Source organism: Candidatus Poriferisodalis multihospitum, from assembly GCF_028283155.1.
In the GTDB taxonomy this organism is placed as follows: domain Bacteria; phylum Actinomycetota; class Acidimicrobiia; order Acidimicrobiales; family Poriferisodalaceae; genus Poriferisodalis; species Poriferisodalis multihospitum.
In genome coordinates this window covers 1-14,773 of sequence record NZ_JAPYOK010000030.1, presented here as the reverse complement: position 1 = coordinate 14,773, position 14,773 = coordinate 1, and the positions used below count along the sequence as shown (strand labels likewise).

The 14,773-nt window shown below is 67.3% G+C and carries 10 protein-coding genes, 1 tRNA gene and 1 pseudogene; 5 read left to right on the top strand and 7 right to left on the bottom strand.

Annotated elements, in window-relative coordinates; all coding sequences use genetic code 11:
- Positions 1 to 17 precede the first annotated feature (17 nt).
- A pseudogene (locus VI480_RS15510) lies at positions 18 to 1,039 on the bottom strand (redox-regulated ATPase YchF).
- Between the two features lie 126 nt (positions 1,040 to 1,165).
- Between VI480_RS15510 and VI480_RS01810 the strand changes: the two are divergent.
- The 3 genes from VI480_RS01810 to VI480_RS01805 all read left to right on the top strand — a co-directional run bounded on the left by VI480_RS01810 (position 1,166) and on the right by VI480_RS01805 (position 4,323).
- A complete protein-coding gene (locus VI480_RS01810; protein WP_323671101.1) occupies positions 1,166 to 2,305 on the top strand; it encodes a CaiB/BaiF CoA-transferase family protein in 1,140 nt (379 codons plus the stop codon).
- Positions 2,306 to 2,417: 112 nt separating this feature from the next.
- A complete protein-coding gene (locus VI480_RS15505) occupies positions 2,418 to 2,504 on the top strand; it encodes a 50S ribosomal protein bL37 (RefSeq protein ID WP_416246623.1) in 87 nt (28 codons plus the stop codon).
- A gap of 220 nt (positions 2,505 to 2,724) precedes the next feature.
- A complete protein-coding gene (locus VI480_RS01805) occupies positions 2,725 to 4,323 on the top strand; it encodes a polysaccharide deacetylase family protein (RefSeq protein ID WP_323671100.1) in 1,599 nt (532 codons plus the stop codon).
- Positions 4,324 to 4,378: 55 nt separating this feature from the next.
- Here the strand turns inward: VI480_RS01805 and VI480_RS01800 are convergent, their stop codons facing one another.
- A complete protein-coding gene (locus VI480_RS01800; RefSeq protein WP_323671099.1) occupies positions 4,379 to 5,500 on the bottom strand; it encodes a DUF459 domain-containing protein in 1,122 nt (373 codons plus the stop codon).
- Positions 5,501 to 5,503: 3 nt separating this feature from the next.
- Positions 5,504 to 6,889, bottom strand: a complete 1,386-nt coding sequence (locus VI480_RS01795; RefSeq protein WP_323671098.1) for an MBOAT family protein — start codon at positions 6,887 to 6,889, stop codon at positions 5,504 to 5,506.
- A 77-nt stretch (positions 6,890 to 6,966) separates the two neighbouring features.
- On the opposite strand from VI480_RS01795, the gene VI480_RS01790 reads away from it, so the two are divergent.
- A complete protein-coding gene (locus VI480_RS01790) occupies positions 6,967 to 8,736 on the top strand; it encodes a phospho-sugar mutase (RefSeq protein ID WP_323671097.1) in 1,770 nt (589 codons plus the stop codon).
- Here the strand turns inward: VI480_RS01790 and VI480_RS01785 are convergent.
- Positions 8,733 to 9,743 carry an adenosine kinase gene (locus tag VI480_RS01785; RefSeq protein ID WP_323671096.1) on the bottom strand — a complete coding sequence of 337 codons (1,011 nt, stop codon included), beginning with the start codon at positions 9,741 to 9,743 and terminating at the stop codon, positions 8,733 to 8,735. The two genes, VI480_RS01790 and VI480_RS01785, sit on opposite strands and share 4 nt — an antisense overlap.
- A 189-nt stretch (positions 9,744 to 9,932) precedes the next feature.
- Between VI480_RS01785 and VI480_RS01780 the strand changes: the two genes are divergently transcribed.
- A complete protein-coding gene (locus VI480_RS01780) occupies positions 9,933 to 12,563 on the top strand; it encodes a M1 family metallopeptidase (protein WP_323671095.1) in 2,631 nt (876 codons plus the stop codon).
- 149 nt (positions 12,564 to 12,712) lie between these two features.
- Here VI480_RS01780 and VI480_RS01775 read toward each other — a convergent pair whose 3' ends face one another.
- The 3 genes from VI480_RS01775 to VI480_RS01765 all read right to left on the bottom strand — a co-directional run bounded on the left by VI480_RS01775 (position 12,713) and on the right by VI480_RS01765 (position 14,546).
- Positions 12,713 to 13,564, bottom strand: coding sequence for a cytochrome c oxidase assembly protein (locus VI480_RS01775; protein WP_323671094.1), 852 nt, complete (start codon positions 13,562 to 13,564; stop codon positions 12,713 to 12,715).
- Positions 13,565 to 13,566: 2 nt separating this feature from the next.
- Complete coding sequence (locus VI480_RS01770) at positions 13,567 to 14,136, bottom strand: SCO family protein (RefSeq protein WP_323671093.1); 570 nt, start codon at positions 14,134 to 14,136, stop codon at positions 13,567 to 13,569.
- A 337-nt stretch (positions 14,137 to 14,473) separates the two neighbouring features.
- A tRNA-Ala gene (locus VI480_RS01765) sits at positions 14,474 to 14,546 on the bottom strand.
- Positions 14,547 to 14,773 lie beyond the last annotated feature (227 nt).

The window sequence follows — 14,773 nt, the reverse complement described above, 5'->3', positions numbered from 1 at the left end:
TGCCAGCCAAGGCATAGCTACACGTTGAAGCGGAACTCCACGACGTCGCCATCGCGCATCGGATATTCCTTCCCCTCGACTCGCAGGCGGCCCGCGTCCCGCGCAGCAGACCACGAGCCTAAATCCAGCAGTTCAGCCCAGTCGATCACCTCGGCCCGGATGAAGCCGCGTTCGAAGTCGGTGTGGATCCGTCCAGCGCACTGGGGTGCACGCCATCCGGCCCGGAAGGTCCACGCCCGCGATTCCTTCTCGCCGGTGGTGAGGAACGTGCGCAGGCCCAGCAGGCCGTGCGCAGCCGCGACGAACCTCTCCAGCGCGCCCTCGCCCAGACCGAGTCCTTCGAGTAGCTCGGTTCGCTCGGCTCCGGCGAGCTGCGCAGCTTCCGCTTCGAGTTGCACACACAGCGGCAGCACAGTCGCACCCGGCAGCTCGGCCTCAATGGGTGCTGCCAGCTCCGACGCTGCATCGAGCTGGTCCTCGCCCAGATTCAGCACTGCCATGACCGGCTTGTCGGTCAGCAGGAAATGGCTTCGTGTTCAAGCGCGGCGTCGAGCGCTGCAACTTCCTCGGCCAGCGCGGTGTCGGACGGCTGGCTACGCGAAGCCTTGCGCCGGCGGCCGATCCGCGAGTCCACCGACTCCAGATCCGCCAGCGTGAGCTCGGTCTCGACGATGCGAAGGTGTTCGAGGGGGTCGGCGGGACCCGGCACATCGGCATCGGAAAAGGCGCGCAGGACGAAGACGATCGCGTCCACCTCGCGGATCCCCGCCAGAAAGCGGTTGCCGAGGCCCTCGCCCTTGCTGGCGCCCTCGACGAGCCCGCCGATATCGATGAACTCTGTCGTGGTGGGCACCACTCTTCTGCTGCCGCTCATTTCGGCGAGCGCATCGAGCCGGGGGTCTGGCACCCGGGCCACGCCGACATTCGGATCAGTGGTGGCAAAGGCGTACGGCGCCGCCAGTGCCCCGCCGCCGGCAAGCGAATTGAACAACGACGACTTCCCAGCGTTGGGCAGGCCCACGAACCCAAAGCGCTCCATCGCCGGGCGAGGCTAGTGAGTGCGCCGCCGGGTGCTCATGGCCCTCCCAGGCGGTGCGGCGCGCTGCGTGCAAGACTTCGCCGGGTCGGGTGCGCGCCCGAGACATCCATTGACGGGGAGGAATCCATGGGACCGTTGCAAGGACTCAAGGTGATCGAGCTGGCCGGCATCGGCCCTGGACCGTTCTGCGCCATGCTGCTCGCTGATCTGGGCGCGGACGTGATCCGCATCGACCGGATGACGCCTGAAGACCTCGGCATCGACCGGGGACGCAGGTTCAACGTGCTCAACAGGGGTCGGCGTTCGGTGGCGGTCGACCTCAAGTCGCCTGACGGCGTCGAGACCATCCTCAAACTGGTGGAGCAGGCCGACGCGCTCATCGAAGGCTTCCGCCCCGGCGTGACCGAGCGACTGGGCCTCGGACCAGACGAGTGCTTCGCCCGCAACCCGAGACTGGTCTACGGACGCATGACCGGGTGGGGCCAGGAAGGGCCGATGTCGCATGCCGCCGGCCACGACATCAACTACATCGCCCTGACCGGCGCACTGCATGCCATCGGACCGGCTGAGGCACCGAGCCCGCCGCTCAACCTGGTGGGCGACTTCGGAGGCGGCGGCATGTACCTGGCCTTCGGCGTGTGCGCCGCGTTGCTCGAGGCGCGTGACTCCGGGCAAGGACAAGTCGTGGACGCTGCCATGACCGAGGGTGCCGCTTCGCTGATGGCCGCCATCTACGGCATCTACGGCTCGGGCGGCTGGGCCGACGAGCGGGAGTCCAACTTCCTCGACGGCGGCGCCTACTACTACGGCGTGTACGAGACCTCTGACGGCAAGTTCGTCTCGGTCGGTTCGATCGAGGGCAAGTTCCATGACGAGTTGCTCGAGAAAACCGGTCTGGCCGACGCTCCGACGGTGGACCGCAACGATCGCGAAGGGTGGGCCGACAAGCGGGCTCGCCTGGCCGATGTGATCAAAACCAAGACCCGCGACGAGTGGGACGAGATCATGGCGGGCTCCGATGTTTGCTATGCGCCGGTACTCGACCTGTCGGAAGCTCCGCACCATCCGCACAACGTGGCCCGCGAGAGCTTTGTGGAGGTCGAAGGCGTGATGCAGCCGGCACCGGCACCCCGTTTCAGCCGTACCCCGGGCGCCGTCGCCCGACCGCCGGCGTCGCCAGGCGAGAACACCGATGAGGTACTGGCCGACTGGGGCTTCGACGCTGACGACATCGAGAAACTCCACGAAGTCGGTGCCGTCGGCTGAGCCCGGGGCCCGAGCGGCCCGTGAGCCCAGTCGCATGAGCATGGGGAACAAGAGCGGTAAACAATGGCGATACGACCGGATGCCGGCACTGCGTCGGTAGCCTGAGACGCCTATGTCGAAGCGCACCAACAAGCGAAAGCTCCGGGCGCGGCGAAGCAAAGCCAATCACGGCAAGCGTCCCAACTGCGGCCGCGGCTAGGCGGCCAGCATCGGCCGCGCCCGCGGCCAGTGTGACTGAGACCGGCTGCCGCTGCGCGCCTCTCTCAACCGGCCATCATCAAGGGGTGCGCGAACGCGGCGCCCCAGGCTTGGTCAGGCTGCTGATCCTGACTGCCGTGCTGAGCGGTGCATGCCAGGTTCAGCAGAGTCCTGACGCGGCGTCGGTCGCGAGTGAGTCAAGCGTTGCCAGGCAGACTGAGGTGTCGACCGGCGCGACATCGGCGGCAGCTCCCTCGCCGACTCTGCCCCCGCCCGCACCCAGCGCTCCCGACGAACCGACATCCAGCGATCCATCCGGCGATCCCGGGCTGCCGGATGATCCAGAAGCAGTTGGCGACGGCATCGACGACCAACCCACCGCTCAGCAGGCGCACGAGCCGGACGTCGTGAAGGCCGCTCCGGTCGAGTCCGAGCCGCTTCCTGCGGATCTCGAGGCCGCCCTGCGCACATCATTCCCGGATGCTGCGTATGTGCTTCATCCCGAGGTGGCCCGGGGTGATCTGAACGGCGATGGCGTCGAGGACTTCGCCGTATACGTCGAGGCCCGGTTCGCTGACTTGCCGGAGGGCAGTCTGCTGGCGCCTGTCATCGACACCGGCGAGGCATTTGACGTGCGGCCACCCGTGGAACTGGGCCGTCACATCATCATCGACACCATCGACATCCGGGATGGCGCCGTCGAGGTGTCCTTCTTCGATCGCTCGCCTGGCGAGCCGCTGACCGTGATCACACGGCGCACCACCCTGTCCATCAGCCCCGACAGCGCGGGCGCATCAGATCCGGCGGCAGCGTGGCTCGCCACTGCCATCCGCGTCGAGCCGATCGCCAATGTGCAGGCGCTCCAGATCACCAGGCCAGCAACACCGGTGACGTTCGAGCTCGACGGCATAGGCACCGTCATGTCGGATCGGATCGAGCTGCGCGAGCGGCACAGGTATGTCGTTCATGCCGCTGAGCAAGACGTCATGGTGGTGACGCTCACTGCGCCAGCCGGAGTCTGGCTGGAGGCCGGTCTCGGTGACGGCGCAGCGCTCGTGCGGGTCGCCGAGCAGACCCAGAGATTCGCAACCCACATGCCGGCGAGCGGAGCCTGGACTGTCACCGTCGCATCGTCGCTCCCCGAGCCAGTGGACTACCGGCTGTCAGTCGACGTATTCCCAACTGCACTCGGCGAGGGCATAGCAGTCCGCGACCCCGGCGGCTTCTGGTCCAGCGTCGGCATCTCACCACCGGCCGTGCTCGACGACGGCCCAGTCGTCTACCTGACGTTCGACGACGGGCCGCATCCCACCTACACGCCGCAGGTGCTCGATGTGCTGGCCCGTCACGGGGTGCGGGCGACGTTCTTTGTGGTGGGCTGGCTCGCCGAGCGCTACCCGCTCTTGATCCAGCGCATCGCACACGAAGGGCACACCCTCGCCAACCACTCCTGGAGCCATGAGTCGCTCGCCCGGGTCTCCAAATCGGCTTTCGACCGCTCCGTCGGGCGCACCCAAGAGATCCTGGGGCCGCTCGCCACCCCATGCCTGAGGCCGCCGTACTTTGCCGTCGGCAGATTCACCGAGGAATGGTCCAACGAACTAGGCCTAAGACTGGTCGGCTGGAGCTACTCGCCGCGCGATTGGGAGCAGCCACCGGCCCGGACCATTGCCAACGGCCTCGTCGCGAGAGCGTCACCCGGTGCCGTCCTCTTGCTGCATGACGGCGGCGGCCCTCGTTCGGCGACGGTTCGCGGACTGGACATGGCGCTCGAACGGCTATCAGACCGCGGATTCGAATTCAAGCCGCTGTGCCGCTAGTGCGCTCCGCCACGGTTGCGTGCGCGGAGCTGTCGCCGTGCCGGGCGGCGCCTCGCTACTGAGCACCAGACGACAGGTCGACGAGGAGTTCGAGTTCGTCCAGCAGCACCTGCGACAGCCAGCGGCCGCCGATGGTGCTCAGGTGGATGCCGTCGGTGAGCCGCACATCGGCGAGCTGCCCATCGGCGTCGGCCACGTAGCGGCTGAAGCCGCCATTGGGTCCCCGGAACAAATTCCTCGTGTCCACGTAGTGCACACGGTTGCGCTTGGCAGCTTCGGCCTCGAAGACCTCGTTGACACCTTGCATGCGGGCGTCGTATTCGGGATCCTCCATGATCGGCTGGCCGACCCAGAGCAGCACCCTGTCGGGGTCGGTTGTCACCAGGTCCATGACATGGCCGACTCGCGCCGAGTATTCCTGCACCCAGGCATCCGAGAAGCGGCGCGCGATCTGGCCGTCCACGACAATCGCCTGTGCGTCGTTGCCGCCGAACATCAGCACGACCGCGTCGGGGTCCTCGGCTGCCAGGACTTCCACGATGCGGGTCGGCCAGTCGTAGAAATCGGGTCGGCTCAGGCCGCTGGAAAGCTGATGCTCTGTGGAGGCCTCGATGACGCCCGTGTCGTTGGCCAGGCCCACCATGACGTGGCCGAAGAACTGCACCATCGAATCGCCCATGATGTGCAGCCGCAGCGGGTCGGCCGAAGTCGGGAACCACGGCATCGTGGTGGCGGGCGCTCCTGTTGCCACGTCGCCATCGGAACTTCCGGCACCCGCGATCGCCGGAGTCGCCGGATCGGCAACCACGACACCAGCACGTGTCGGATCGTCAGCCACGGCGCCGCCGACTTCGTCGACCGCCTCGTCGGCAGCGACGGAACTAAGGGGATCGGTCATCGTGCCGGGGTCGGACACGTCGCGGCCGAACGCCTCGTCGGCCCACAGACGCGGCAGGTGCGCGCCGGCTGCGCTGGCCGCGCCCTCGACCGGTTCCCACACTGCCACCGAGACATCGCGCTCCCAGCCGAATGGCTTCTGCTGGGCCTCGCGCAGCAGCTGCTGCGAGTTGAGCACGATCGCCAGCGCCAACCCGAGCGCGCCTGCCAGCAGCACCTTGCCGGCCGGCGCGCCGATGCGGCGGTCGGCGGCATCGAGTGGAGGGTGCGGTATCTGCATTGTTCAGAACTGGAAGTAGATGAACGGGGCGACGCCCGTGGGACCGAGAACGTCGATTGCCACCCCGAGGCTGGCGAAGCCGTCGCGCAGCACCTCGAACCAGTCGGCCGGCATGAACTGGAATGCGAGAGCGCCGAACGTCACCGCAATCACCAGCGGCGTTGCAGTGCCGGCGTAGTTGTCGAAGTTGGCCAATGCACCCAGCATCTCGACCGCGGCTGACAGCGATTCGGAACGGAAGAACACCCATGCCAGGCACACCACATGGAAGGTGACGAGCCAGCGCACGACCTCGCCCCAACCCCCTGGCAGGATCGCCGGTGCACCGCTGCGTTCCCGCTGCTCACGCACCAGCCGCTCCACCGCCAGGACGACACCGTGGATCCCGCCCCAGATGACGAAGTTCCAGGTGCTGCCGTGCCACAGCCCGCCCAGCAGCATGACGATCATGAGGTTGCGGTAGGTGTTGGCGCGGCCCTTTCTGTTGCCGCCCAACGGCACGTACAGGTAGTCGCGCAGCCAGCGCGACAGGGTCATGTGCCAGCGACGCCAGAAGTCCTGCAGGGTGAGCGCCCGGTAAGGATTGTCAAAGTTCTGCGGGAAGCGGAACCCGAGCAGGAGTGCCACGCCGATGGCGATGTCGGTGTAACCGGAGAAGTCCGCGTAGATCTGGACCGCGTAGGCGTACACGGCCAGCACGACTTCAGGCCCGCTGTGCGCCCCCGGGTCGGCGAACACGCCGTCGACGATCTCGCTGGCCAGGAAGCTGGAAATGACCACCTTCTTGAACAGACCGTTCAGGATCAACCCGAACGCCTCGGCGGCCGGCACGTGCCGGGGGTCGGGCCGGGCAGCGAGCTGCGGTGCCATCTCCGATGCCCGCACGATCGGTCCGGCCACGAGCTGGGGGAAGAACGACAGGTACACCGCGAAGTCCAGCGGCGCCATCTCGCGGACGTTCCCACGGCCGATATCGATGATGTAGCTCATCGCCTGGAACGTGTAGAAGGAGATGCCGACCGGCAGCGTGTACTCGAGCACCGGCAAGGCGTTCGAGATCCCAAAGCGCTCCAGCAGGTTGGACATCTCGACAGCGAAGAAGTCCCAGTACTTGAAGATGCCGAGGATGGTGAGATTGGCGGCCACGCCGAGCCCCACCCACCAGCGTCGCCCTTGATCGGAGCTCATGACCGCGTAGTGCCCGACGACCCAGTTGATGACGATGGTGACAAGCAGCAGGAAGACGAACCGCCAGCTCCACCAGCCGTAGAAGACGATGCTGGCCGCCAGCATGAGGGGCCTCCACACGGCCGGATGCGGCCGCGTGAGCCAGTTGACGACGAAGACGACGAAGAAGAATGCTCCGAAGACGAACGTCGGGAACAACATGCCGGGCCGAACATACTTGCGCGCGCATTGCCACAGGCTGAGCCTTCGGACCCGAGCGGCCCGCAAGCCTGTATCGAATGGAGCACGGAAGCCAGAGCGGAAAGCAGAATGCCGAGCCAGCAGGCAAGTACACGATGACTCCCGCAGAGCTGCTCGATTCCTGGTTGGAGATCGACCCCGATCCAGTGACGCGCCGGGCAATCGAGGCCGAGCGCCATCGCTCCGAATGGGTGCAGGCGCAGTTTGGCAGCCTGCTTCGCTTCGGCACTGCGGGCATGCGCGCCCCTGCCGGACCGGGACCGGCGCGGATGAATCGCGTCATGGTCCGTATCGCTGCGCGGGCCGTCGGCGCCGAGCTGATCGCAGCCGGATTCGGCAGCCGCGGCGCTGTGGTGGGGTTCGATGCACGGCCCGGCTCGGCAGACATGGCCTTCGACGCCGCTCGGCTGCTCGCCGCGATGGGCATCCCCACCGCCATCATCGACGGCCCTGCGCCGACACCCTTGCTCGCTCGCCAACTGCTGGCTCGTTCAGCGGGAGCCGGTCTGATGGTCACGGCAAGCCACAACCCCCGCGACGACAACGGCCTGAAGGTGTACTGGGCCGACGGGACGCAGATCCGGCCGCCGCTCGACCGGCGCATCGAAGCGCGCATGGACCTGTCGTCGCTTCCGACCGGCCGTGAACTGGCAGCCCGGCACGACGTCGAGAGCCTCGACGTGCGGTCGGTGATCGCCGAGTACGTCGGCGCAGCCGTCCGCCGTCCGGTCTTTGGCGCGGATGGTCAACCGGTCGATCCGAACGATGTGCCGCCGATCGTCTACACCGCCCTGTGCGGGGTCGGCTCGCAGACCTTGAGCCATGCGTTTGCCACGGCTGGTCTGCCGCCGCCGATCTATGTGGCGCACCAGCGGCATCCCGACGGCACGTTTCCGGGTCTGCCGTTCCCCAATCCCGAGGAGCCGGGCACCCTCGGCGATGCGATGGCCCTCGCCGAGGATCACGATGTCAATCTCGTCCTGGCCAATGACCCCGACGCCGATCGCCTGGCGGTGGCCGTGCCTGACCGGGACGGCGCGTGGCACCGGCTGAACGGCGACGAACTGGGTGTGCTGCTGTGCGATTGGCTGATCGGCCTGCACGACGACGGTCGAGCCGCGCAGCCGCTCGTCTCGGCATCGTCGGTCGTGTCAGGCCGGATGGTCGAAGCCCTGTGCGCCGCCCGCGGTGTGGCCCACCACCGCACCCTTACCGGCTTCAAGTGGATCATGGAACCCCGGTTGGCGCATCCCGGCGCCCGGTGGGTGTTCGGCTACGAAGAAGCGCTCGGCTACTCGGTCACCGACGCCGTGCTGGACAAAGACGGCATCTCGGCAGCAGTGGAATTCGCGCGGTTGGCGGGGGCCTTGGCGGCTCGCGGCATCGGGCCGCTGGAACGGCTCGATGAACTGGCCGCGGAGGTCGGATTGCATGTCACGGGTGCAGCTTCGGTGCGCGCCAATACAGCAGTGATCGCGGCCGCCATGGCCTCACTGCGGGCCGATCCGCCCCGCACCATCGCCGAATATCCGGTCACGAAGATCACCGACTGGCTCGGTCCCGATGCTCCGCATCTCGCAGACCTCGTGGAACTTGAGCTGGCTCCCACCTCGGCGGGCAGCCCCGACGACGACCCCGAAACGCAGGTGCGCATCTGTATCCGCCCGAGCGGCACCGAGCCCAAGGCGAAGATCTACCTCGAAACCGTCAGTCCGAACCCCGATGACGTCCGCGCCGAACGCCGCCGCCTGCAGGCATTGCTGGACGCCATCGCCGGAGCGGTCAGCGTGTGGTTCGAGCCCGCCTAGAGCAGTTCTGCGGCTAGCTCATCGAGAGGCACGAGAGGCCGGGTGCCCACGTGGGAGATGACCTCGGCCGCAGCCACCGAGCCCAGCCGGCCGCACAGTTCGAGGTCGTAGCCCCGCGCAAGTCCGTAGAGCACCCCGGCGGCATAGAGGTCGCCGGCACCGGTGCGGTCGACCACTTCGTCCACCGGCTCGACGGGGACCTCTACCATCTCGTCTGGCGTCACCAGTACCGCGCCCGAGGCCGAGAGCGTCACCGATGCAATGTCCACCTGGCCCTGCACCGCCGCAAGCGCCTCATCGAGATCCTCGGTCTGGTACAGCGCCTTCAGCTCGGCGGCATTCGCGAACAGCACGTCGGTGCACCTCTCGACCATGTCGATGAACTCGCGCCGGTGGCGCTCCACGCAGAACGAGTCCGAGAGGCTGAGCGCGACCCGGCATTCGTTGCCGGGCAGAGCGCAGTGCTCCGCCACCTCGCGCAGTGCAGCCCGGGCAGCCGTGGGATCCCACAGGTAACCCTCCAGCAGCACGGTGCGGGCCCGGCCCACCATGTCCCAGTCGACATCTGCAGGGGCGAAGCCGGCGGACGCGCCCAAGTAGGTGCTCATGGTTCGCTCGCCGTCAGGCGTGATCACTACCGTGCAGCGCCCGGTCGGGTCGTCACGCGAGGCCCTCGCAGTTGCCTGAGTGACCCCATGCGCCGCCATGTCGGCGACGAACAGATCGCCGAGCCCGTCAGCGCAGACACGCCCCATGTAGCCGGCACGAGCGCCGAGCGCAGCGATGCCGAGCATGGTGTTGGCGACCGAGCCGCCGGGAGTCATCTCATCGGCGCCGCCGAGCAGTTCCACCATTGCGGCAAGCTCAGTCGCCCGCTGGGTGTCCACCAGGGTCATTGCCCCCTTGACAATGCCCAAGCCATCCACGACGGCGTCGTCGGCGCGCAGCAGCACATCCACCATCGCATTCCCGATGCCCACCACATCAAGCGGCTCCCCCAAGCTCACGCCCGCGGGCTTAGCACCTGCGCTCGACCGCTCGCACGCCAGGAAAGGCCAGATGCCACAGCTGTGGAGGCGGCAGGGAACTCTGCGACGTTGCGACCTGCTGGATCGCTGGTCGCGGAGGGCCCTGCCGCCTCCGCAGCGGGCGCACCCGTCTGCAGCACTTCGCAGGCCGTCGGTAGTGTGCGCGCCGTGACGCTCCTGACTGACGGCTCGCCCAACGCCAACCCGTACCGGCTGCCGAGAGATGTACGGCCCGATCGGTATGACATCGTCATTGAACCCGACCTCGACGCTGCACGATTCGTGGGCGAGGTCCACATCGAAGCAACCGTGCACGCCCCGATCGACAGCGTCACCCTGAACGCCGCCGAACTCGAATGCTCGGACGTCATGCTCAGCCAGGGCGGCACGACGTCAGGCGCCGAGATCTCCTTCGACCCCGAGACCGAGCGGATGACGCTGCGGCCCGCCGACGGCCGCCGGCTCGAACCCGGCAACCTCCGGATCAGCTGCACGTTCGCCGGTGAGCTGAACGATCAGCTCCGCGGCTTCTACCGTTCCACGTTCGTCGACGAGGCTGGCGAGGCGCACACCATTGCGACAACCCAGTTCGAATCGACGAACGCCCGGCGGGCGTTCCCGTGCTTCGACGAGCCCGACTTCAAGGCCGTCTTCGGCGTCACGATGATCGTGCCCGCCGACCTCATGGCCGTCAGCTGCGGCGAGGTGGTGTCGTCGGAGATCCTGGCCGACGGCCGCCGCCGCGACACATTTGCCGACACCATGCAAATGTCGACCTATCTGATGGCGTTCATTGTCGGCGACCTCGAAGCCACCGAGCCGATCGATGTCGGCGGCGTGCCGCTGCGGATCGTTCACGTGCGCGGGAAATCGGCGCTGACCGGGTTCGGCCTGGAAGCCGGAGCATTCGCGCTGGCGTGGCTGGTGGACTACTACGGCATTGGCTACCCGGGCACCAAGGTGGATCTCATTGCCGTTCCGGACTTCGCGTTCGGCGCGATGGAGAACATGGGTGCCATCACCTTTCGGGAAACGCTGCTGCTGGCCGACCCGCAGAAGGCCACCACTGCGGAGTTGCTGCGCATCGTCGACGTTGTGGCGCACGAGTTGGCGCACATGTGGTTCGGCAATCTCGTGACGATGGACTGGTGGAACGGCATCTGGCTGAAGGAAGCCTTCGCCACCTTCATGCAGGTAGCCACTACCGATGCCTTCCGGCCCGAGTGGAAGCGCTGGGACGAATTCTCGATCGAGCGGGGGGCGGCGTTCGATGTGGACGCTCTGAGCACTACCCGGCCCGTCGAGTACGAGGTGGTCTCCCCCGCCGACGCCGAGGGCATGTACGACGTGCTGACTTACGAGAAGGGCGCGGCGGTCGTGCGCATGCTCGAGCAGTACCTCGGCCCTGACCGGTTCGCGGCGGGTGTGCACAACTACCTCGAACGCCACAGCCACGCCAACACCACCACGACCGACCTGTGGGACGCCCTGGAGACCTCCAGCGGCGAACCGGTGCGGACGGTCATGGATGGCTGGATCTTCACCGGCGGCTACCCGATCGTGTCCGTCGAGCCGCATCCGTCTGGGCTCACGCTGTCGCAGCACCGCTTCGTGTACGGCACCGCGCGGAGTGGTGCCGACGCGGCAGGACCGGGTGGACCGGGTGCCGGCGGGCAGGGTTCGGCCGTGTGGAGCGTGCCCGTGATGGTGCGTGCCCGGCTAGCGGACGGTCGCACCGTCACGGAGCGGCTGCTCCTGTCTGATGCCGCCGCGAACGTCGACCTGGGCGGCACCGTGGAGTGGGCGGTGGTGAACGCAGGCGGGCACGGCTACTACCGGGTGCGCTACAGCGCCGGTCTGCTCGCTGCGGTAGCGCGCCAAGCCCTCGAGGTGCTTGAACCCATCGAGCGGTATGGACTGGTCGACGACACCTACGCGGCGGTCGTGGCCGGCGACGCCAGCGCGGCGGAGTTCATCGGGCTCGTCACTGATCTGGGGTCAGAAACCGACCTGCACGTGTGGCAGCGCACGATCGGGGGACTCAAGGGACTGCACGCGATCGCTGAACCCGACGGGCGAGAAGCCCTGTCTGTGCTTATCCGCGATCTGGCGACCACGGCGCTCGGCGTGCTCGGCTTCGAGCCCCAGCCCGGCGAGCCCGATCTCGACCGCGAGCTGCGCGGCGTGCTATTCGAGGCCGCCGGCGGGCGCGGGCGCGACGAGCTGGTGCGAGCCCGCGCACGGGCGATCTTCGAGAACGCCACCGACAGCAGCGACGCTGTCGAGCCGAACTTGGCCGCGGCGGCGGTGCAGGTGGTGGCAGCGGCCGGCGACGAAACCGACTACGGGCGCATGCTCGAGCTGTACCGGTCGGCTGACACACCGCAGAGCGAGCTGCGCTACCTGCAATCGCTGCTGCTGTTCGAAGACGCCGCTCTGTTCAAGCGCACGCTTGAGTTGTTCGCGGCCGAGGTGCGCACTCAGAACGCTCCGTACCTGCTCGGCGCCGCGATGACGCATCTCGACCACGGCCCCGCGGCGTGGGCCTTCATCCGCGACCGTTGGGACGAGCTGACCGACCGGTTCCCCCAGAACTCGATCTCCCGGATGGCGGGCGGGATACGCGGGCTGCACACCCGCGAGCTGGCTGGCGAGGTGGACGCCTTCTTCGCCGAGCATGAGGTGCCGCAGGGGGCGCTTACGTTGGCCCAGCACATCGAGAAGATGTGGGTGAACGTGCGGCTGCGCGAGCGGGAGGGCGCCCGCATCGGCCAGGACCCCGCAGCGCCGGCGTCATGAGCCCCGCCCCCGCCGCAGGTCCGGGCGGCGGCTGATGTTCGGCCGCCCGCCTCGACGGCCGATGCGGCCGGGCGACGAGGTGTGGCTGTCATTGCGCGCACTCACCGCAGCGGCGACTCTGATCGCCGTGGTGGTCTACTGGGCGCTGGTCATCGTGGACTGAGAGGCTGAGCCGGACTGGCCCTTTTGGACTCGTCGGCCCATCGCATCATCATGGCGATGATGGTTCCCCATACGATGGGTATGCCGCCCAGTTTCATGATGAGCCCCGCCATCTGCTGGTCGGTTGCAGCATCGAGGCCATAGAAGCGCGGCGCCAGCTCGTAGGTGGCGTAGAGGGGGAAACCTGCGAACGTCAAGAAGCCCGCAGGCACCGCCGGCACGACCCCCAGGGCCAGGAACAGGTACACCATCTTGCCGGGGTAGGCGCGCAGCCGGTGCTCGCTGAGCGGCGAGCAGATCGGCAGCCATACGAGCACACCCGATGCCAACCACACCGCGTCCATCACGAACGAGCCGAGCTGGTTCGCCCGCAGCGTGTCCACCGCCCACGGCGAGTGCGTTGCGACCAGGCAGCCGTTGAACACCAACCCAGCGACGACTGGCTTGGTGAGCCGGGTCATGAACCGGTAGAGCCGCAGCCTCGCCAGGATCCGCCGAGCCATCGGCTCGGGAATGCCGAGCACCAGCAGCGGCGCCGCAACCAGCGTGTACAGCATGAACTGCGCCATGTGGGCCGACGCCAAGTAGCCGGCGCCGAGGATGCCGAGCGGCCAATCCGATGCCACCCAGAACACCACCACTCCGGCCAAGAAGAACCACATCTGCCGGCGGTGCGCCGCTGTCTCGGCAGCATCCAGCGCCTGGGGGCGCATAGTGCGGGCCCGCCGCCGCGCTGCCAAGTACGGGACTGCGATCGCGAGCGATGCCGCCCAGACGCCCGGATAGGCCCGCCACGACCAACTCCACGGCTCTTCGATCGCCGAGCACCAGAAACGCATCGCTACAAGCCTGCCTCAGCTGGAGCGTTCGGTTCGATACCGGCGAGAATCGGCAGGTCGTGATTGAACTGGGTCTGGCGTGTGGGATGCGGGTACTGGGCGTAGCCGTATCCGTTCGGGGCGTAGGCGAACACCCGGGCATCGTGAGCGATGTCGTAGTCGACCTCGCCATGACCCATGGCGGTCATGTCATCGTGATCCATGCTGGTCATGTCGTGAGTGCCGGTGGTGGTGGTGGTGTCGAAGATCTTGATCGAGGCCAGCGCACCCAGCTCGTTCTGCAGGTCGGTGAGCTGCTGCTCGCTGTGGGGGATGAGGCCCACGAAGTCCTCGCTGAACTGGTCGAGGTAGACGCGCAGCACCTCTGGCGAGTCCCGATCCGGGTCGACGGTCACGGCCAGGACAGCCACGTTCGTCGGGGCACCGGGACGATTGAGCACACTCGCAAGCTGCGCAAGCTGCACTCCGCAGATGTCGGGGCAGTTGGTGAACATCTGGTAGACGAGTCGGACCTGCCCTTGGGTATCTGCCCCCAGATGGACCTCGTTGCCGTTGGTGTCGGCAAAAGCCATGTCGGGCACCTGTCGCAGCTGGGATGCCGGCACAGCCAAACCCTCGTATCTCGACTCACCCTCACCGCCGCTGCCGCACGCGACCGCCGCCAGCACAACAACCGCTGCTGCCGTGACATGCCGACGAAGGAACGATGCCCTCGCCGGCCGCCGCTTTTCCACAGGCTGGTGCAAGGCCTGTGGACAACCTGCAGCGGTCGATCGGTTCGCCCCCGAGCGGTGGTGCATGCGATGGGCTACGGGCTCAGCGCGCCGGCGATGCATAGATCAGCACGCCCTCAGTCCAGCGTCGATCAGATCCATGCGAAACCTCATGTCGCGTGTGTCGTTGAGCTAGTGGAGGTGAGGGGAATCGAACCCCTGGCCTCTTCGATGCGACCGAAGCGCTCTACCAACTGAGCTACACCCCCGAGCTGGGCGAACGCCGAATATACCTGTGGTGCTGTGCTTACCCGTTGGCCTGAGCGCAGCGTGCCTATTGGTTCGCCTGACGGCGCCGTGCCTATTGGTTCGCCTGACGGCGCCGTGCCTATTGGTTCGCCTGACGGCGAATCATCGTGACCGTCGAAGCGGCGGCGGGATCTCGCAGCGGCAGGTAGTGCACCTCGGCGGTCGGCGCTGCACGGCGGCGGCGCAC

Bases quoted from the DNA above. Each gene is read 5' to 3' on its own strand.
- VI480_RS01795 (WP_323671098.1), bottom strand. From the start codon at position 6,889: ATGTTGTTCCCGACGTTCGTCTTCGGAGCATTCTTCTTCGTCGTCTTC.
- VI480_RS15505 (WP_416246623.1), top strand. From the start codon at position 2,418: ATGTCGAAGCGCACCAACAAGCGAAAGCTCCGGGCGCGGCGAAGCAAA.
- VI480_RS01790 (WP_323671097.1), top strand. From the start codon at position 6,967: ATGGAGCACGGAAGCCAGAGCGGAAAGCAGAATGCCGAGCCAGCAGGC.
- VI480_RS01770 (WP_323671093.1), bottom strand. From the start codon at position 14,136: ATGGCTTTTGCCGACACCAACGGCAACGAGGTCCATCTGGGGGCAGAT.
- VI480_RS01800 (WP_323671099.1), bottom strand. From the start codon at position 5,500: ATGCAGATACCGCACCCTCCACTCGATGCCGCCGACCGCCGCATCGGC.
- VI480_RS01810 (WP_323671101.1), top strand. From the start codon at position 1,166: ATGGGACCGTTGCAAGGACTCAAGGTGATCGAGCTGGCCGGCATCGGC.
- VI480_RS01775 (WP_323671094.1), bottom strand. From the start codon at position 13,564: ATGCGTTTCTGGTGCTCGGCGATCGAAGAGCCGTGGAGTTGGTCGTGG.